This is a genomic window from Pseudoneobacillus rhizosphaerae, from assembly GCF_917563885.1.
Taxonomy (GTDB): domain Bacteria; phylum Bacillota; class Bacilli; order Bacillales; family Cytobacillaceae; genus Pseudoneobacillus; species Pseudoneobacillus rhizosphaerae.
Genome location: NZ_CAKJTG010000025.1, coordinates 39,940 through 60,925 on the forward strand (window position 1 = coordinate 39,940; position 20,986 = coordinate 60,925).

Sequence of the window (20,986 nt, forward strand, 5' to 3'; positions counted from 1 at the left end):
CTTTAAGGTGATTTAATATTTAAAAACACCAAGTCTCGTCCAGTGACGAGTAGCGTTTTCAACTCTTACGGGATAACCGAAGGCATTCGTTAACTTGTCTAATAAATCCTGACTAAAACTCAATGTCGCTCCTGGTGGTTGAGTGATTGGACCGGGTTGTATGTGCTCAATGAAAATTGACCCAAATTTATTTTCAGTTTCATCTGTTTCCGTCCAAACCCCCCACCCCTTCTCAGGGCGAATGATATAAGGAGATATCAGATTAGTAAGCTGTTCTTGTGTTAATTTATTCATTGGATTAGATGGAGGATGTTCTGCCATTTGCGTTTTCACTGCCATCATACACTCCTTTAATGATTGTTGACAGGCTGCTAGCTGGTTTCGTAGTTGATAATAATCCGTTGTCACCGTCAGAGTTTGCTTTTCATCATCCCAATTTACTACCGCACCCACTTTTGAAAACTGTGCAATAGGTACATAAACATACGGGTACTCGGCACCCACAGGTTGGTAATTTAATGCTTGATACGGCAATTTATTGATATCCTGGTAATTAACATAAATTGGCCGATCAATCGTATAGGCTGTAACAGGCTTGTATTGCCGGTAATCATAGCCTACTTGAGATTGATAGCCGTTTCTTTGCTGGAAATTCGGTAAATAATACATTGCAGAAACTCCTTATCATAATTGATGTTAATGGCAATACAATGTATTCACTGAATGAAATTCGGTTACTGCTGATCAAAACCATAGTACTAGACTTCCATTTTATATCCTTCATCCTTTTTTTCATCTCTTACTACTCACTGCTTATATGTATCTACTAGTAATTCATTTACCAAAACGAAGTTCGTTTATTCTTCACACATACTAGAATCATTAACATGTATAATATACTTGATAATATTTATAACTAAAAAACTACGTTGAGGTGGACCATGTCTAAAAAAGCTAGTAATCCTATGAAACTAATTGTATCGGTTACAATTGTCGTATTTATTTTACTAACTGCTATTATTGTTTTAACAAACAATAAAAACAAAGAAAGTGGTGATGTCACATTAACGAAGCAGGTACCAATTGAAAACCAACCAACAATAGGTGATACTACCTCTCCAGTCTCTGTTGTAGAATTTGGAGACTATAAATGCCCTGCTTGTAAACAATGGAGTGCATACATTTTTCCACAGCTTAAGGAAGACTATATCGATACAGGCAAAATCAGCTTTACATACATTAATGTACTCTTTCACGGAGATGAGTCGGTGCTAGGCTCTCTAGCAGGAGAAGCGATTTGGAATCAAGATCCTGAAGCATTTTGGGACTTTAGTAAAGCGCTTTATCAAGCACAACCAGAAAATCAAAGTCATGATGAACCTTGGTTAACCTTTGAAAAGGTAATGGAAGTGGCCCAAAATTCGGTCCCGAAACTAAACCTAGAGAAGCTCGAACAAGATCTAACTAACAAGACTTATGAAGATGATGTTCTTATTGATGATAAGCTAGTATCAGAATTCAAAGTGGAATTAACTCCTAGTATTGTCATTAATGGAACGATGGTTGAAGATCCCTATGACTATGAATATATAAAAGAACTCATTGAAAGGGGCTTGGAAAAATAAATGTCCCTCAATCGGTCCTCTTTATTCCTATACTTTGCATGGCTTGTAGCCGTTATTGCCACATTAGGAAGCTTGTATTTCAGTGAAATTCGCCTATTTCAGCCTTGCGTACTTTGCTGGTATCAGCGGATTGCGATGTATCCATTATCATTAATTTTAGGAATTGCTGCATTTACAGGTGAGATCAAAATCACAAAATATGTATTACCGATTTCGATTATTGGCGGATTGATCTCTCTATACCATTATTTACTTGAAAAGGTTCCAGGATTCGCAACCATCAAGCCTTGCTCACAAGGTATACCATGTGATGTGGCTTGGATCAACTGGTTCGGTTTTATTACGATTCCATTTCTTGCTTTGACAGCGTTTGTTCTGATTACTGTGTTTTTACTAATCGGAAGAAACAGTAAATAATATTTATGCAGGGTTGTATTTGATCATTTAAATAGAGCCACCGTGTCGAATAGCAAACAAGCCCAAAATACACAGTTTTGAATCGTATATTTTGGGCTTGTAAAAGTATTCCTCATTTGATAAAATCCACCATTATTGCATTAAACACATATCCTCCATAGGCACCAATACAGTCATATAGTTATTTACCCACATAAAGTAATACATATAAATTTTTGTTTTCCTGGGATTCAAACACATTGACTATAAATATAGGAGGATTATATATGTCCGTTTTTAATCCACAAAAATTATCCGTAAAACTTATTCCACCTACCACTTTCTCTCAACCAGTTGAAGGAAGGAAATATACTCTCACACATTCAGATATTACAGCTGAATTATTTTTAGATATTGGATATGTGTACAACTATAAATCCATTGACCCCAAAATGCGTGATGAAGTATTAGCAACATGGAAAAAAGATTCACATGGTCGTTTATATTTAGTAGGAAAAGCGTATGTAGATGGTGGGGAGTTCAGTCAAAAAGTCGCAGACACTCGTTTTAAAATATTCACAAAAGAAATGGCTACTGCACTTAATGGAATTGTCTATGGTGACCGTCCTTTTTATGTACACTATCCATTCCTCGTCGATGCGCCCATCTTTATCCATTACTTATCCACTTATCCGCAATATAGGCAGGTTGCTTTTTATGGTACACCACGCCAATATTTGAACCATTCAATCAAACAACCCGACTTTCCTCACCACCAAACTTAACCCAATCCATGTCCCTTCAATTCCAACCGTGTACTAATTTAGAGTTTTTGGTATCGCTTAAAGAGATAGTTATAAAAACAGAAAACAGGGACGTATCTTCTGCTCCCCATTAGTGTAAGAAGCTCGTGATACGTCCCATGCATGATGAAAGAAAGAAACTTGTTCTCAGTTTTTCTTTGATAATTGTTTGGTTTTTTTTGTACACTCGTCCATTGCTGTTAAAATAGCTGAACGAAACTTTCCTTGTTCAAGCGCGGCAACGGCTTCGATGGTTGCCCCACCAGGCGTACAAACATCATCCTTTAATTCCCCTGGGTGTCTTTCGGTTTCAAGAACCATCTTTGCGGCTCCCAAAACAGCCTGTGCCGCAAGTTTATAGGCTTGCTTTCTTGGTATCCCTTGTTTTACTCCCCCATCAGCTAATGCTTCAATAAACAAATATACATAAGCAGGTGAGGAAGCGCTAATGGCAGGAATAGAATCCATCAACTCTTCAACTATTACTTCCGTTCTTCCAAAGCTATTAAAGAGGAGCAGCACTTTTTCCAAGTCATCTTGGTTCACTTGTTGATTATGGCAAATTGCACTCATTCCTTCTCCAACCAAGGAAGGTGTATTCGGCATCGCTCTTATTACCTTCATTTTTGTTTGAAAGAAGCTTTCTATGTATTCTAGACTGATTCCTGCGGCTATTGTAATCATCACTTTTTGTTCATCCACTTCCTCTGCTATTTCATTTAAAATAGCATTATGGATGTTAGGTTTTATTGCTAAAATCAAAATATCTGCATGTTTAGCAACTTCTATATTATTTCTAGATACTAAAATAGCATATTTCTCTTTAACAGAGCGTAAAGTTTCGTCCGTTACCGCACTTGCCATAATCGCCCCTGGTTGTACAATCTTAGACTTTATCATACCTTCAATCATAGCTTGAGCCATTTTTCCACAGCCAATAAATCCAACTTTCTGATCCATAACATTCACCTTCCCTTTATCAAAACCTTTTCCTTCACAGCCACATTCCCATAATATTTGCTATCCGTGGATCTGTCATACCAAATTACATATCCCCTTATTATATCTCCTTCAAGCTAATAGTAGAAATTTCATCCCCCTTAACAATCTTTACAATAAATGGAGGTTTTTCGGTGGACTTGTATGTTCTATATTAACTTGTGACATCGATTATCTAATGTCGTCAATCGAGGAAAATATGAATACAAAGATATAACAGTAAATTGACATCAGAAAAGGTATACGAATCTGAGATATAAAAAATAAGCGGAGATTTTCCGGTTAAACTGCGTAATAGAACATGGTTCCGGGGATATAAGCGGAGGTTTTCCGATCAAGCAATGCAAAATGCCCCATTTTGACGTTTTTTGAGTAAATAGTCGGAATCCTTCCGTCTATTTAAGCTATTTTCAGTGCTATTTCGTAATTAAGGGAAATTTCTCCGCTTATTTATCGAAACCATGCTCATTTCCTCATCCCTTGATGGTTCACTCATTATTAAAATTTATGGGTGTCAAAAATGGCGTGCCAAATCTGTTGTCAGATTGCACGCCTTTTTCATTGCCATTTATAAGATATGCGCCTCAAAACGGAACGGTTTATTACTAAACTTAGTTGTCAAAAAATAACTTGCTACCATCATTTCCATCGGAAGATTCAATTGGTTATCTAAATGGTTCTGTAGATGCAGTTCCATGATTCTCTAAGGCTACAAAACTCTCAATTTGCAGCATAGCGGTAAGTACGTAGATGAAGGCTTCATGCATAGGAGAAGTTTTTAAGTGCTTGTCGTAGTAGTATTGTAAGTGGTTAGCTATTTCTTGCCTTGCCCCAAAATCAAAATGATAGAAATCAATAATTGGGAAAAAGGATCCGCCGCCTAAAGGGATTAATGTGCCAAAGGTTATTTCTCCTTGGTTAGTTGGGGGTGCAAGTGGATCACATACAATGATTTCTACAGTTTCTTCAGTTAATAGATCAATGGCAATCAAGACTCTTTCATTAAATTTATAGCCTATAAAGTAAAATCTAGATACTGCCTTATCACATTCCCTAAGCCAAGAAATGAGAATTGGTTTTTTTCTCAGCGATTGATAGTTTTCAGCTATATAATCCTCTATAATACTTGTCCCCTTATTTTGGTTAGATTCATAAAAAAGCCGCCACCAAAATAAGTTTTGCATCAAACCATTCCATTTTTCTTCCCTCACATGAAGATCAGCCACGATTTCCTCCAGAATGGAGATGTTTTCTTCATAATACAGATCCAGCGCATAAATCATGAAATCTCTAAATACCTCACCTACCATTTCATCTCTAAGTTCCTCAGAAACTGGATAGTCCAAACGAAATATTTTTGAGTTTGTGGCCGTCTGTACAAAATCAATTACGTTTTCATCAGTTCCATTTCTTTTAATCAAAACAGTCTCCCCCTTCTGTAACCTCACAAATCATTTTGAGATGGGTCATACGAGAATACGTTACCATAAAACGTATATGTATAGACGCAAATGGAAAGGGGGGTTTTTACAAAATTGTTACAGTTTGCTAAAACACCTGTTTATAGGAACTGCCCACTTGTCCTAGAACTTATATGATTAACTAATATTTTCCATGCCCGCTAAGAGTATTTCTCTTTCACGTATTATTCCAACGAAATTTTTATAACATCATCCAAATATCTTGTTGCATTATATCCATAAATCTCTAGTCTTTTAGGTATTGCTTTTTCTTCAGCGTTATTACTTTGTAACTTCATGCTCTGAACAGTAATGAAATAACGTGGCCCCTCGAGTTTTTCAAATTCGACTGGGTTTTCATTCATATCGTATTTAATCCCATTTTTATCAACTAGCACTCCCTCAGTATTCATCTCCATTGTGCTAAATTCACTTTCAACCTCACCACCTACAATATTCAAATGAAGCATCTCATATTCTCGATCCTCAATATCATGATTGCTTATGACAATAGTGGTAGGCTGTCCAATTTCCACCTTGTCGATGGATATTATACTCCCAGCATATTCAAAGGTTTGTGGATATCCTCTAGAAGCATCCAGCTCGATCGTTTTTTGGTCTTCAAACGTTAAATGAACAGAATCGAATTGAACATTAATCTCTTTTGGCTTTTCTCCAAATAGTGGGTCAAATCGGTTTTGGAAAGTATACCAATTCATGTCTTGTTGTGAATCTACAAAAGATCTACCATAAATATCAGCTTTCAGTTTTTTATTGTTCACTTCTAGATTGTCAAAATTAAGAACATCTATCCGTTTCCCTGTCTGATCAGTATTGATACTATACTGCAGAATCGTCACTGTTGGAGCAATGGTTAGCTTATCAAATCGAACCGGAATCCCCTCAATTTTTGTTTCTTCATCCAAGGCATATTCGGTGGAAGGCTGTTTGGTTACAGGAATCTCAAAGTTCCAGTCCCCTGTTTCATATGCATTATCCCCGTAAGGGTCAAAACCATTCGGTTCAGAGGAAGCACGAATCAATTTCTGAAGCTTTGTAATCTTGAGTTTGATTGTTCCATTATCCGTTTTGAGTGGAGGCAGACTCATCTTTCCTTTATACACGTTGTTTACTTTGTTATTTACATCCGATTCAAGTTCAGGAGGATAATACATTGGATATGATTCACGGTTCATAATTTCATGTTCGTTCTCGATATAAAGCCCATTATGATAATCCATCCAATATTGATTGTCATCTTCTGTATCTTCTATTTCATAAAAAACAAGCGTCTGAACATCATCAGCAATCGCGGTCTTGATTTTAATTTTCACTCCATCACTTTCGGCCTCCAGGTTCAGGTTTTCACCCAGATCCTGTTGAAGAAATGCACGTATTTCCAAATCTTCTTCTGTCCATGTATAGTACAGGTTGGTAAAAGCCCCTGTAAAAAATCCGATACCCATTATGAATGTGAAAACACTTGCAATAACCAATCCCATTCTTTTATATTTCTTAATCTTTAGTTGTCGAAGCTTTTCCTTTTCTGCCAGCCTATCTTTAACCCTCTCCATAAAACCTGTTGGCACAGACAAATCTTCCATCCTATCTGTAAGATTTAACATGGTTAACATAACATCTTGAAAGGTAGCCAGATCCTCCTGACAGTTTTGACAATGATAAATATGTACCTCTAAATCAATCTTTTTCGACCTATCTAGTGTTCTTTCTAAGTAATCGATGTAATCCTTATGATACTCCTGACAGCCATTAAAGGTAGAGCCGTACCTCATTTCACTTCTAAGCGACTGGATTCCAGAAAACAAGAGCTCATTAATCTTTTCCACTGAAACTTGAAGAATATGTGCGGATTCCGCCTGAGAGAGACCTTGTACGTAAGTAAGGACCATCGCATCCTTCTCGTGCTCTTTCAATTGATCAAGTGCTTTAAATAAATTCTGACGTGCTTCACTATCCTCTGAAGCTTGTAAACTGCTATCTTTAGAAAGCTCCTTGCAGGTATGTATAAAAATGGATGTAACACCCGTTTTGAATGATGCTTCATTTTGTCTTTTTGGTAATTCCTTATGGACTTTTATAATCGAACGGTAAAAAAGCTCCTCCATTTGCTGCTGAGTACTAAGATAGGACCAACCGAGTATATAGAGCGATTGTTTATGCTGTTCGAACCAATCAACGATAGATTCCACACCATTTTCTCTGATTGTTTCACTTGAATTGGGATCTTTTTTTTCTAGGTTCATATTGTCTTTTCCCCCTTTCACTTCCCTATGTACCTATTGTATTACATTATATGGCGTGAGGTTATGACAAAAGACAATTTCGGGACAGTCCGACCACCAAGCCTTAAAGTCTTTTGGAGCGTATACTTCTTTATCTGTCACAAAATAGTCAATTACTTCTTCTCCTACTATGTAAACAAAAAAGTATAATTGGGATAGCGACTTCATATCTCCTCAACTTCATCTTCAATAGCTTTTTATTTCCATTTTTACAATACTTTATTTTGAAAGGGTTGGTTTGTTTTATGCCGAGGATATCTTTATTATGTTCTTGCGGAAGTGGCAGGAAGAAAGCGGATTGTTGTAAGAAAAAGCTGCATATTGGTACGAAAATGGTTCAGTTTCCTAGTCCGAGAGACCAGCAAGTGTTCTTAAAGAATCTAGCGATTAGTTCCGAATTCGATATGCGGCATCGTGGTTTGCTAGAGTTTTATGGAAATGATTTAATTGCCTATAAACAGGAAAAACCTCTGGATCAGGCACGGAACGAATTCTTGCGAATATTTGCGAATTACCTAACTACCATTCTAGAAAATCAGTGTCCCCCCTCTTGGAAAGCTTGCCAACCACGTTTTTGGGAAGAATTTATCAGCAATTGCATTCCTCATCTTATGAAAATCACTCCTGAAGAAAATGAAGTCGAAACCCTTTTATATCAGTTGAAAAAGTTTGTCAGTTGGCTTGATAAACGAGTCTGCACTTCTGTCTTCAAAGTCATTGAAGTCTACTCTGAGGAAGCTATAGCAGATTTAAAAGTTTGTGAACGTTTACTTAATCACCACCCCAATCTTCACCTCAGGGATTGTGACCCTCAAAAAGAGTTTGAAAAGGCTTTAAAAAAGCAATCCTCAAAAATGGATACCATTCATGGCTGCTTTGAAATTTCCGGGCTTACTGATAACACCGTTACTTTGAAGGATAGTAAAACTAACAAAGTATATGATATTCAAAATCTGCCTAGTAAATTAGTTATTCCTGGCTTTTTTGTTACCGGAGAAATTAGAAAGGAAAGCAACGGGAAAGAGTCCATCGTAATCGACAGTGTATATCCTCCGAAGGCGAAGACATACATGAGGAAATTCTACATTAACAGAATTATTACAATCAAAAACTACCATATCCTGAACTGACTTTACGTACTATTCTGCAAAGCTTTTAATCACTAAAGTGTTGGTCTAGACATCTACACAGCATTATCAGGTTCTTTAAGCAAAGTATTATCCCACTTGGATTACAAGTGGGGCTTTTTAATATTCGTCTTTGTTAAATTTAGTTACTGTTCGTAGAAGAATCATCTCCTTTATATTTCTAACAACCGTTTTAATGTTGCTCAATTTTTTCCGATACAATTTGATAGATTTTTTTCGGTCGACCTCGTTTACCTGAAGATTCCTCACCGACGACTTCCACTAAACCCATCTTTTCTAAATCGGTTAAAATCCTCCGTGTATTTCGGTCAGTGTTTTTTAATAAATTGGTAATCAACTCACTTCCGAATTGTCCAATTCGTTTTAGCTGAATGAAGTTATATATTTTGGAAGGAATAATTGTTGAGTAGTCATTTTCCTCTAATACCTCTTGCCAAAATTCAGGTAGACTTCGGTTATCCATAGATTGTTCTTGTTCACCAGAATAATCGATTAATTTCTTTTCTTCATTTACATATAGGATTTGAGACCCCTTATGAAGTTTACCTTTTTCACAGGCAATGATCGCATGCTTTTTCGCCTCAACTACTGTATAACCAGAGCCAATTCCTACATTTATGCGGAGCTCTGAAGCAACTTCTATTCCTCGAACAGTTTGAATAAAGGATTGATCATCCATTGACAATTCAAAATCACCTTGGGTTGTGTAAATGTATAGGCGCCCATTTTCTTCCCTTAATGTTGCGTTTAATTTCTCAGCTAACTCTACTAATTCCAATTCGAATTCTAAGCGTAGTCTCCGTTTTTCATAAATTGAATACTTTCCATCCTGTTCCCAAACATCAAATCCTAAAATAAATACTTTTGATTTTTCATAAACTTGTGTACTGGCACGACTTACCAAAAAGTTTAATACGGTTTGGATAGAAAATTGTGCTGGAACTAGGCGATAACAAGGTATTCCTCGTTTTTGCAGTTCCAGATAAACCCAATATAACCATGTGAAGGCAACTTCAGTTTCCCCCTTTTCATAGTGAGAAACATGAAAATCAACAATTTCTTGGTGTGGCACATAGTTATTATAAGGGTACAATTTTATTGATAGGTCTTGAATGGAAAACTCATCTAAAACAAGCTGTACGGTTTTCTCATCAACCGTATCTAAGCTCACTTTTTGGACGAATCCACCTTGATCTTGGATGGCATGCACATAGGTGCCTAAAAAACTAATACCGTGTAAAGGTGGAAAACTTGCCTCTTCAGGTGTAATTAGTTCATGTTCAATCGCATAAAAATAAGGGGTTTGACCGGAGAAAATCCACTGATCTACTTTATAGCGATTTTGTCCTAAAATCGTAGACAACTCTTCATAGTTTGTATATTCAAAACCGACTAATTCGATTCGTGAATCTCTACTTGCAACTTCAATTATTTTTTGCAAAGTATCAGCTGCGCCAATGGCCCCAATTTTTATTTTCATGGTATTCTTAACTCCTTAATCTCTTATAACCTTTTTATAGTAAAGGATGGTGACAGGCAACGAAATGCTTCGGCATGATTTCACGGTATTCTGGATCTTCCTGGCGGCATCGGTCTGTCGCGTACGGACAACGCGGATGAAAATGACAACCACTTGGAGGATTACTTGGGTTTGGAATTTCCCCTTCAATCAATTGATGTTCTTTCCTAAGTTTTGGATCAGGAATCGGCACCGAATCTAATAATGCTTGTGTATAAGGGTGCAATGGTTTTTCAAAAATCTCATCCCGATCCGATAGCTCCACCATACGCCCTAAATACATAACACCAATTCGGTCACTAATATGACGAACTGCTGGTAAACCATGTGCAATAAAGACATAGGTTAAGCCTAATTCACGTTGTAACTTTTTTAACAAATTCAAGATTTGCGCTTGAATGGATACATCTAGTGCAGAAACCGCTTCATCACAAACAATCACTTTCGGCTTTAGTGCCAATGCACGTGCTATGCCAATCCGTTGGCGCTGCCCCCCACTGAATTCATGCGGAAATCGTTTTAATTGATGCTCACCAAGTCCTACCAATTTCATAAGTTCAATAACTTCTTCTCTTAGTTTCTTCCCACTTGCTAATTTATGAACAACCAATGGTTCACCGATAAGTTCTTCCACAGTCATCCTTGGATTCAACGATGAATAGGGATCTTGGAATATGACTTGCAAATCGCGACGTGCTTTGCGAAGTTCTTCCTGTGACAACACAGCTAAGTCTCTATTTTGGAAATAAATATTTCCCTCTGTCGCATCAAGAAGTCCTAAAATGAGCTGACCCGTTGTTGATTTACCACAACCACTTTCACCAACTATTCCTAGTGTTTCTCCTTGATAGACATCAAAATTCAGTCCATCCACCGCTCGTACTTTTGTCGTATTCTTCTTTATTATACCTTTGGTCATGACAAAATGCTTTTTCAAATTTTTAATTTCTAATATTGCTGTTTGTTCCAAGCGAATCACCTCCTAAACTTTTATACATCTGACAGCATGCTGTTCATTCATCTGTTTAAGCTCTGGTCGAATTTTCGTACATTCGGCACTGGCAAGTGGACATCTTGGATGAAACTTACAGCCCGCTGGCATATCGGCTGGATTAGGTACAGTTCCTTCTATTGAATACAAGTCGTCTACCACATCATGCACTTTTGGAATCGATGCCATTAATCCTTTTGTATAAGGATGCATTGGATTTTCAAAAAGTTCATAGACAGGTGCTTCCTCTACTACTTCCCCTGCGTACATAACAATGACACGGTCAGCAATTTCAGCTACTACACCTAAATCATGGGTGATAATCATGATACTTGTATTAGAATTCTTTTTTAAATTGCGCATCAGCGTTAAAATTTGTGCTTGTATCGTAACATCCAGTGCCGTTGTTGGCTCATCTGCAATTAACAAACTTGGATTACAGGATAAGGCGATGGCAATCATCACGCGTTGTCGCATCCCACCAGACAATTGATGCGGGAATCGTGTCATCACTTTTTCTGCATCCGGTATTCCAACTAGCTGCAGCATTTCAATACCACGTTGATGCGCTTGTTCTTTTTTCATTTTAAAATGAAGAATAATCGTTTCTCTTAATTGAAAACCAATTGTAAAAACAGGATTTAAGGCGGTCATTGGTTCTTGGAAAATCATCGAGATTTCCTTTCCACGTAGTCCTCTATATTCCTTTTTTGATAGTTTTCTTAAATCCTTATCTTTAAACGTCATTTCACCTTCATATACTTCACCGTTCGAAGGAAGAATGCCCATTAATGCTAAAGACGTAACACTTTTACCACTTCCTGATTCTCCAACGATGGCAAGTGTTTCACCTTCTAGGATGGAGAAAGTAACGCCATTAACGGTGGAAACATAACCATTCTCTGTTTTGAAACGAACCTTTAAATCTTCAACTTCCATTAGTTTAGTAGCAGCCATAACACTCACCTCTAATCTTTCATTTTAGGATCCAATTCATCTCGTAACCAGTCACCTAAGAAAATCACACCTAAAACGGTAATCGTAATCGCTAAGCCAGGGAAGGTCGCAACCCACCAGCTTGTAGCTATATATTGTCGTCCATCACTTAACATAAGTCCCCAAGATACGTCAGGTGGTTGAATTCCTAATCCTAGGAAACTTAAACTTGCTTCTAAGATAATGATTGTTGCTACATTTAACGTTGCAATGACGATAAAGGATGAAATAACGTTTGGCAAAATATATTTTGTAATGATTCGGAAGTCTTTTGCTCCGATAGCTTTAGCCGATCTTACATAATCTCGTTCTTTTACACTTAATGTTTCAGACCGGACCATCCTCGCATACGTTACCCATGACGTACCACCTAGTACTAGAATAAGAGTAGGGATACTAGGACCAAGTACAGCTAGGACAATTAACATAAATAAAATGGTTGGAATCGCTAGGATTGAATCTACTGTTCTCATAATAATAAAATCGAAAATTTTTCCATAATAGCCGGCGATAAGTCCTAAAATCATGCCAATCGCTCCTGCAACAATAACCGCGGCAATTCCTACCATTAATGAAATTCGCGAACCGTAAATAATTCGGCTTAAGATATCTCGACCTAAATTATCCGTTCCTAATAAATATTCAGTCGTTCCACCTTCCATCCAAAAGGGAGGAAGTAACCGGCTTACGACATTTGTTTTGGCAGGGTCAAAGGGAGCCAATACCGGTGCAAAAACGGCCATTAGCGTTACGAAAAATACAATAATGATGCCCAGCATTCCTGTTTTACTTTTTAACAATCGGAAAGCTTGCTTTTTCATGCGCTTCGTCACAGGATTGGGATTCGAAGTGACTTTTTCCTCAATAACGACATTCATCCACTTCAACCTCCTTAATTGTATTTAATACGTGGATCGAGCAATCGATAAAGTAAATCTGCGAGTAAATTGCTTAGTATAACAAAAAAGGCAATTAAAAACGTTGCTGCTTGAACAACGGCCATATCACGTAAATTCACTGCCTGTACGAGTAATTGTCCCATACCTGGCCATGCAAATACGGTCTCTGTAATAAGCGTTCCACCAATAAGAGTAGAGGTTTGTAACGCCATAATCGTGACAACGGGAATTAATGCATTTCTGAATGCATGGATATTCACGACAACTGCTTCTCTCAGTCCTTTACTTCTGGCTGTTCTTACAAAATCCTGACCAAGTATTTCAAGCATGCTCGAGCGAATTAGTCGTGTCATTTCTGCCGCAATCCCAGTACCTAACGTGATGGCAGGTAACACTAAATGCATTAAAGAATCTCGACCAGAAACAGGGAAGATTTGAAAAACAACTGATAATAATAGAATTAACATGATTCCTAACCAAAAGCTTGGCATCGCTTTTCCGAGCACCGCTCCGCCTGTAATAAACAAATCAAGAAAGGTATTTCGTTTCATAGCGGAGAGAATTCCTAATGGAATCGCTATTAAAATCGCTACTATCATTGATGCAATCGCTAGTTCTAATGTTGCTGGTAATCTTTCTAGAATAATAGCTAAAGCATCTGTGTTATATCGTAAGGATTCACCAAAATCTCCACGAACAACATCACTCATATAATGAAGATATTGCATATATAAAGGGTCATTAAATCCTAACGATTCTCTTAATGATTCTCTTTCTGCATCCGTGGCTGTTTCAGGAAGCAATAATGACACTGGATCACCAGTTACTCGTACTAATACGAATACGATTAAAGAAATAAGAATGAAGACAGGAATGGTCTTTAGTAAATTTTGAATTAAGTACTTCATATGTCATCGCCTCCCTAGGTAAATAAAAAAGGGGGATTAAACCTCCCCCCCTTTCTTATTTCAATGTAATTTCATCAACATAGAACATTTCATCTAATCGTGGGGTAAAGTTAATCCGTTCATTGATTCCATAAATTGAATCTAATTGATATAAATAGATTTGCGGACGATCTTCTGCAATTAGTTCTTGTGCTTGTTGGTATTGTTGAACACGTTCTTCTGGATTCATATTCTTTTCAGCTGCTACTAATAAGCTTTCCGTTTCAGGATTATCGTAATCTGTTTCTCCTGCAGCATTTTCTTTCTTCAAACGGTCAAGTGCTAGTGATGCATCAAACATGGAGTTTCCGTAGGCGATAAAGAATAAATCATTAAAAGATTTTTCCGCATAACGTGTTGCGAATGTGCTCCATTCTAACAATTCAAGTTCTACTGTAATTCCTACCTCGGCAAGCATGGCAACCATTAATTCTGCTGATTCTTTATCCTTCAAGTAACGTCCATTTGGAGATTGCATCTTTAATGTTAGGCCATCTGCATATCCTGCTTCAGCAATTAATTCACGAGCACGGTCTTGATCATAAAGGGAAACACCATAAAGACTTTCATTTGCTCCCACGTTACCTGGCGTGACACGTGTTCTTGTTACTGTACCTGCTCCATCTAATAATGAATCGACAATCGCTTGTTTATCGATGGCTAAATCAATGGCTTCACGAATACGTGGATCTGCCGTTGGACCATCGCCTTTTGTACGAGCACCAAGCATCATGACGCGTTGAGTTGGAGATTTAACAATTCCCACACCGTCTGTTGACTCAATACGTTCAATATCTGTAGGAGGAATATTTACCGCGATATCAACCCCACCTGTTAAAAGTTCAGATACGCGTGTTGAATCTTCTGGAATACTACGGAATATGACCTCATCCCATTTTGGAGCATCACCAAAATAATTATCATTCTTCACAAGTACTACACGATCATCTTTCTTCCATTCTTTAAACTTGTAAGGACCAGTTCCAACCGGGCTTTCTAAAAATACTTCCCAGCCTTCAGTTTCGATATAATTTTTTGGTAGAATACTAGAACCTAAGCGTGATAAACGGTTTAAAAATGCTGGTTCTGGGTTTTCTGTAATAATATCGAACTCTAAATCACTTTTCACAACTACTTCTTTAATTTGTTTATAGTTACCGTGTTCGAGTAATGTATCATCCTTTGCCACACGATCTAATGTAAATTTCACATCTTCTGCCGTTAGTGGGTCACCATTATGGAAGGTTACCCCTTCCTTCAATTTAAATGACCAAGTAAGTTCATCGACAGTTTCAAAGCTTTCCGCTAAATCACTTACTAAACCATCAGGAGTATTTCTCACTAAATAGTTGAACATATTTACGTGAATTGCTTCTGAGCTTGTTGTGTTGTGATCATGAATATCAAATGTCACCATATCTGTACCGTTTGCAACAATTAATGTTTTTGAATCACTGTTTTCCACTGGTTCACCTTTTGTTTCCGATGAAGTACCGCTTTTACTGCTACACGCTGAAAGAACTAATGCTAGAATGATTAATACCGTCATAAAGGACTTTTTCACTGTTTATTTCCCCTCTTCTTCATTTAAATATCGCTGAGTTAGAACACTAAATACTGTCATGCCAAATCGAATCGCCTCTTCATCCACATTAAATTTAGGATGATGATTGCCATATGCCGTATCGTCACTCGATTTTGTTCCTAGTCTAAAGAAAACAGATGGAACTAGTTGTGAGAAATAGGCGAAATCTTCTCCACCCATTGATGGATTAACCCATTTAAATGATTCTTTTCCAAATAAATCTACGACAAGCTCGCTTAAAGCTACTCTTGCTGCTGCATCTGATTTGATAGATGGTGTCACTTTTTGATAATCTAAATACGCTTTTCCACCGTATGCTTCGGCAATTTGCGTTGCAATTTTTTCCATTGATTGGGGCACTTGGTCGCGAACACTCGGATCTAATGTGCGTACTGTTCCATTCATCGTCACGGTATTCGGAAGGATGGTTCCTTTTGTACCGCCTTGAATTTGACCGACACTTAGCACAACTGGTTTTAAAGGATCAACCTGACGACTCGCAATTTGTTGCAGTGCTACTAGCACCTGAGCAGAAATCATAACAGCATCAACTGCTAAATGTGGATGAGCGGCATGTCCACCCTTTCCTTCAACGACTAGTTCAAAAATATCAACGGCACCACAAGTGTATTCGGCGTTTGTTAAGGAAAATTCACCTACATTTAAAGTCGGGTTGACATGTAAACCCGCCATGAAGTCCACTTTTGGATTTTCCATCACACCGTCATCAATCATCGCTTTAGCACCTTGTCCAATTTCTTCAGCTGGTTGGAAAATGAATTTCAATGTTCCTTTTTCTAAACCAATTTCACTAAATACTTTTGCCACACCTAACAAGTTTGCTGTGTGTACATCATGGCCACAAGTATGGGCAATGCCGTCATTTAAGCTTTTATAGGAAGCTGAAATTTCATCTGGCATTGGTAATGCGTCCATGTCTGCGCGTAAACCCATTACTTTACCGGGTTGTTTTCCATTCAATAAACCAACAACACCTGTACCCCCAACATGCTCTTGGACTTCGTATCCCCACTGACGTAAGTAGCTCGCTACAATGGAAGCGGTACGTTTTTCTTCAAATGCCAATTCTGGATGCTTTCTGAAATCTCTGCGAATGGCAATGATTTCATCGAGATTTCGAATAATGGCTTCATTAATTTTTGGATAGTTGGCTTCTACTTTAGAAAAAGCATCCTTATTAGTTAGTTGCATAATTGGAATCTACACCTTCACTTTGTAATTTATTTGCAAATCTCTCTACTACATCAGCCACAAGCTCAATATGTTCATAGAAATCTATTAATCTAATATTTTCGTTTGGCGCATGATTGTTAGAAGCAAAGTTACCGACTCCAAATGAAACAGATGGAATACCATAACGCTGACACAGATCATACATTGGGCCAGTGCCAGGTGTATTAGGGACAATATTTGGAGGTACATCCGTATTCTCGGTAATGGTTTCAATGACCGCTTTTGCCAAAAGTTCATTCGGATGTGTTCTGGCTGCAAATTCTGTTCCAAACACCTTCATCTCAATATCTTTAAATCCTTTTTCATCTAGATGGTTTCGTAATAACTGAAGAATTTTATTAGGATCCTGTCCAGGGACTAATCGGAAATCTAATTTTGCAAATGCTTTATGTGGTAAAACCGTTTTAGAGCCTTCGCCTTTGTATCCAGAATCAATTCCACAAATATTACAAGTAGGTTCAAACAAATGCTTTCTCTTCAAATCTATTCCAGATAGATTATTAACGAATCTTGAGATTTCTAGATACTCTTTGTTTGCTTTTTCATCATATAAATATTGGGAAAGAGCGCTCATTTCTTCTTCTGTAGGCGGAATCACATCATCATAAAAGCCTGGAATTAATATTCGGTCATTTTGATCCTTTAAGGTCGATAATGCCCAAACAAGTCTCCATGCAGGACTTTCAATGATTGTTGCATTCGCAGAATGAAGGTCAGTGTTCGCTACTTCAACAGAAAGTTCAACATATACCATTCCTTTAACACCAAGGCTTACTTGTAGACGATCATCGGCATCCCGATATCCAAACTCCCAAATGTTTCCGTCAGACTGGATTTTATCAGCGTGCTTTTCTGCAAATGCAGGTAAGTTTACACTGCCAATCTCTTCTTCACCTTCAAAAATGAACTTTACGTTTATGGGCAATTCAGGATTGACTTGTTTCATTGCGTGAATCGCAGCTAGGCGAGCAATTAAGTTCCCTTTATTATCCGCGATTCCACGAGCATAAAGCTTTCCATCAATTTCAGTTGCTTCAAACGGCGGAGTGTTCCAAAGTTCAATTGGATCCTCTGGTTGCACATCGTAATGGTTATAAAAACTAATGGTATAAGGTACTTTCGACTTAATATGGGAATACGCGACAGGGTAACCACCCGTTGGGATAAATTCAATGTCTTCCTTCACATATGTATCAAAAAGATGTTGTAAAAACTTTAAGCTCTCGTCCATTCCTCTATTCTGTGCCGCCACACTTGGAATGGCGCAGAAATCAATTAACCATTGCTTATAGAGCTCTTGATTTTCTTTAATGACCGATTTTACAGACTCGTTCAACTCAACACATCCCTTTTATCGGAAAATTTCCGAATTAATTTACTTAATATTAATGGATGATAAATGGTGAGTCAATGGAATTATTCAACAATTAAAAATAATCATATCTTTCAAAAAAATAGTACTTTAGTCACTTTTCAATTAAATCCAGAAGCTTTTATTACAATGCGAAGAAATTCATTATTATTTCACTAAAAAATCCTGGATATTTGCATATAAAAACACTAAGCAATACAACTTGGATACGCTTTCATAATTAAGGATAATTTCCTAAAAGACTTATTAACACTGTTTAAGCTATGTTATAAAATAAAAAGGGACAACAAATGGAGGTTTATCCATCTGATGTCCCTGACATTCTCTCTTTTTTGTGAATGTAAGCAATCTTATTATGCAATATTTAATTTCCTGGAAGATAATATAGCTTTTGACTTAACGATAGCTGCATTATCCCCTCTGGTATCGCTAAAATTATATGCCCCTGTAAATTCTGAAGTACTTTCTCCCTTCACTTTTATTCTAACGAAATCTTCACAACATCATCCAAATATTTTGTTGTATTATATCCGTAAAACTCAAGCCTTTTAGGTATTACTTTTTCTCCTGTGTTGTTACCGTGTAACTTCATGTTTTGAACGGTAATGAAATAACGAGGCCGCTCGATTTTCTCGAATGGAATAGGGATTTCGTTCAAATCGTATTTGTTCCCCTTTTTATCAATAATCACTCCTTCAGAATTCATCTCCATTGAACCTGTTTCATTACCATTTTCATCTTCACCTACAATATTGAATTGAAGCATATCATATGCTCGATTCTCGATGTCATGATTGCTTATGACAACAGTGGTAGGCTGTCCAACTTCTATCTTGTCGATGGAGATGGTACTGCCTGCATATTCAAAGGTTTGAGGATATTTCTGAGTAGCATCCAGTTCGATCGTTTTCTGGTCTTCAAACGTTAAATGAATAGATCCGAATTGAACGTTGACCTCTTTTGGTTTTTCTCCAATTAGTGGGTCAAATCGGTTTTGGAAAGTATACCAATTCATTTCTTGTTGTGCTGAATCTACAAAAGATCTACCATAAATATCAGCTTTCAGTTTTTTATTGTTCACTTCTAGATTGTCAAAATTAAGAACATCTATCCGTTTCTCTGCCTGTTCAGTATTGATACCATATTGCAGAATTGTCGCTGATGGAGCAATGGTTAGTTTTTTAAATCGAACCGGGATTCCCTCGATTTCTGTTTCTTCATCCAATACATATTCGGTGGATGGCATTTTTGTTACAGGGATCTCGAAGTACCATTCCCCTATCGCTTCTTCTGTGTTCATGATATTCTGATTACTAGAGTCACGGACTAATTTCTGAAGCTTTGTAATCTTGAGTTTGATTGTTCCATTATCCGTTTTGAGTGGAGGCAGACTCATCTTTCCTTTATACACGTTCTTTTCTTCTTTATTTATATCCGATTCAAAATTAGGAAGATAATACATTGGATTGGCTAAATTGCTCATAATTTCATGTTGGTTCTCTATATAAACCCCATTATGAAAATCCATTACATATTGATTGTCCTCTTTTGTATCTACTATTTCATAAAAAACAAGTGTCTGAATATCATCAGCAATTACACTCTTGATCTTAATTTCCACTCCATCATTTTCGGCTTCTATGTTCAGCCTCTCACCCAGGTCTTGTTGAAGAAAGGCCCGTAATTCTAGATCTTCTTCTGTCCATGTATAGTACAGGTTGGTAAAAGCCCCTGTAAAAAATCCGATACCCAAAACGAATACGAAAACACTTGCTAAAACACTGCCCATTTTTTTACGATTCTTGTTCTTTTGTTGTCTGCGCTTTTCATCTTCTGCCAGCCTTGCTTTGACATTCTCCATGAAACCAGATGGCACATGCAAATCTTCCATCCCACCAGTAATATCTGATATGGTTAACATAACATCTTGAAAGGTAGCCAGATCCTCTTGACAGTTTTGACAATGATAAATATGTACCTCTAAATCAATCTTTTTCGATCGATCCAGTTTTCTTTCTAAGTAATCGATGTAATCCTTATGATACCCCTTACAACCATTAAAGGTTGAACCGTACTTCATTTCATTTCTAAGTGACTGGATTCCAGAAAACAAAAGCTCTTTTATCTTTGCCACTGTAACTTGAAGAAGAAGTGCGGATTCCTCCTGAGAGAATCTTTTTACATAAGTAAGGACTAACGCTTCTTTCTCGTGCTCTTTCAATTGATCAAGTGCTTTAAATACACCCTGTCGTGTTTCCTCTGAAGCTTGTAAACTTCTATCATTGTAAAGCTCCCGGCAGGTATGTATGAAAATGGATGTAACCTCCATTTCGAATGATGTTTTACTTTTAATTCGATGCCATTCCTTATGGGCTTTTATTATTGCCCGGTAAAAAAGCTCTTCCAGCTGTTGCTGATTACTAAGATAGGACCAACCAAGTATATAGAACGAATGTTTATGCTGCTCGAACCAATCAACGACAGATTCAACGCCTTTTTCTCTTGTAGTTGCAATTGAATTGGGATCTATTTTTGCTGGGTTCATCATTGTGTTCCCTCCCCTTAAGAACCGGCTATGGACTTTCCGATAAAAAAATCCCCCATTTGGTTTTAGCTCTTTGCAGAACTATTATACCAAAGGTGGGGGATTATTTTATTTACAATATTCTAATAAACAAAACAAGGTATT

Annotated in this window: 17 protein-coding genes; 4 read left to right on the forward strand and 13 right to left on the reverse strand. The window is 37.3% G+C overall.

Features of this window, described 5'->3' with window-relative positions; genetic code table 11:
- Positions 1–12: 12 nt before the first annotated feature.
- The gene (locus LRP83_RS18230; protein ID WP_230498135.1) at positions 13–669 is read right to left on the reverse strand and encodes a hypothetical protein; all 657 of its coding nucleotides are present in this window, start codon (positions 667–669) and stop codon (positions 13–15) included.
- Between the two features lie 272 nt (positions 670–941).
- On the opposite strand from LRP83_RS18230, the gene LRP83_RS18235 reads away from it, so the two are divergent.
- The 3 genes from LRP83_RS18235 to LRP83_RS18245 all read left to right on the forward strand — a co-directional run bounded on the left by LRP83_RS18235 (position 942) and on the right by LRP83_RS18245 (position 2,806).
- Entirely contained in the window at positions 942–1,625 is a 684-nt protein-coding gene (locus tag LRP83_RS18235) for a DsbA family protein (protein WP_230498136.1), read from the forward strand.
- Complete coding sequence (locus LRP83_RS18240; protein ID WP_230498137.1) at positions 1,626–2,042, forward strand: disulfide oxidoreductase; 417 nt, start codon at positions 1,626–1,628, stop codon at positions 2,040–2,042.
- A gap of 266 nt (positions 2,043–2,308) precedes the next feature.
- Positions 2,309–2,806, forward strand: coding sequence for a staygreen family protein (locus LRP83_RS18245; RefSeq protein ID WP_230498138.1), 498 nt, complete (start codon positions 2,309–2,311; stop codon positions 2,804–2,806).
- A 165-nt stretch (positions 2,807–2,971) separates the two neighbouring features.
- Here the strand turns inward: LRP83_RS18245 and proC are convergent, their stop codons facing one another.
- From proC to LRP83_RS18260, 3 genes are all read right to left on the reverse strand, one after another.
- The gene (proC, locus tag LRP83_RS18250; protein ID WP_230498139.1) at positions 2,972–3,784 is read right to left on the reverse strand and encodes a pyrroline-5-carboxylate reductase; all 813 of its coding nucleotides are present in this window, start codon (positions 3,782–3,784) and stop codon (positions 2,972–2,974) included.
- Between the two features lie 704 nt (positions 3,785–4,488).
- A complete protein-coding gene (locus tag LRP83_RS18255; protein WP_230498140.1) occupies positions 4,489–5,244 on the reverse strand; it encodes a hypothetical protein in 756 nt (251 codons plus the stop codon).
- A gap of 224 nt (positions 5,245–5,468) precedes the next feature.
- The gene (locus LRP83_RS18260; protein WP_230498141.1) at positions 5,469–7,547 is read right to left on the reverse strand and encodes a sigma-70 family RNA polymerase sigma factor; all 2,079 of its coding nucleotides are present in this window, start codon (positions 7,545–7,547) and stop codon (positions 5,469–5,471) included.
- Between the two features lie 284 nt (positions 7,548–7,831).
- Between LRP83_RS18260 and LRP83_RS18265 the strand changes: the two genes are divergently transcribed.
- Positions 7,832–8,716 carry a hypothetical protein gene (locus tag LRP83_RS18265; protein WP_230498142.1) on the forward strand — a complete coding sequence of 295 codons (885 nt, stop codon included), beginning with the start codon at positions 7,832–7,834 and terminating at the stop codon, positions 8,714–8,716.
- Positions 8,717–8,906: 190 nt separating this feature from the next.
- Here the strand turns inward: LRP83_RS18265 and LRP83_RS18270 are convergent, their stop codons facing one another.
- The 9 genes from LRP83_RS18270 to LRP83_RS18310 all read right to left on the reverse strand — a co-directional run bounded on the left by LRP83_RS18270 (position 8,907) and on the right by LRP83_RS18310 (position 20,845).
- Complete coding sequence (locus LRP83_RS18270) at positions 8,907–10,214, reverse strand: hypothetical protein (RefSeq protein WP_230498143.1); 1,308 nt, start codon at positions 10,212–10,214, stop codon at positions 8,907–8,909.
- A gap of 34 nt (positions 10,215–10,248) precedes the next feature.
- Complete coding sequence (locus LRP83_RS18275; RefSeq protein ID WP_230498158.1) at positions 10,249–11,172, reverse strand: ABC transporter ATP-binding protein; 924 nt, start codon at positions 11,170–11,172, stop codon at positions 10,249–10,251.
- 63 nt (positions 11,173–11,235) lie between these two features.
- A complete protein-coding gene (locus tag LRP83_RS18280; protein WP_230498144.1) occupies positions 11,236–12,201 on the reverse strand; it encodes an ABC transporter ATP-binding protein in 966 nt (321 codons plus the stop codon).
- Positions 12,202–12,212: 11 nt separating this feature from the next.
- Positions 12,213–13,061, reverse strand: a complete 849-nt coding sequence (locus LRP83_RS18285) for an ABC transporter permease (RefSeq protein WP_230498159.1) — start codon at positions 13,059–13,061, stop codon at positions 12,213–12,215.
- Positions 13,062–13,132: 71 nt separating this feature from the next.
- The gene (locus LRP83_RS18290; RefSeq protein ID WP_230498145.1) at positions 13,133–14,047 is read right to left on the reverse strand and encodes an ABC transporter permease; all 915 of its coding nucleotides are present in this window, start codon (positions 14,045–14,047) and stop codon (positions 13,133–13,135) included.
- Positions 14,048–14,102: 55 nt separating this feature from the next.
- Positions 14,103–15,650, reverse strand: coding sequence for an ABC transporter substrate-binding protein (locus LRP83_RS18295; RefSeq protein ID WP_354002357.1), 1,548 nt, complete (start codon positions 15,648–15,650; stop codon positions 14,103–14,105).
- Between the two features lie 3 nt (positions 15,651–15,653).
- The gene (locus LRP83_RS18300; protein ID WP_230498146.1) at positions 15,654–16,883 is read right to left on the reverse strand and encodes a M20 metallopeptidase family protein; all 1,230 of its coding nucleotides are present in this window, start codon (positions 16,881–16,883) and stop codon (positions 15,654–15,656) included.
- Positions 16,870–18,261, reverse strand: coding sequence for a M20/M25/M40 family metallo-hydrolase (locus LRP83_RS18305; protein ID WP_230498147.1), 1,392 nt, complete (start codon positions 18,259–18,261; stop codon positions 16,870–16,872). Before LRP83_RS18305 ends, LRP83_RS18300 begins: the two co-directional genes overlap by 14 nt.
- A 514-nt stretch (positions 18,262–18,775) precedes the next feature.
- A complete protein-coding gene (locus LRP83_RS18310; protein WP_230498148.1) occupies positions 18,776–20,845 on the reverse strand; it encodes a DUF4179 domain-containing protein in 2,070 nt (689 codons plus the stop codon).
- Positions 20,846–20,986 lie beyond the last annotated feature (141 nt).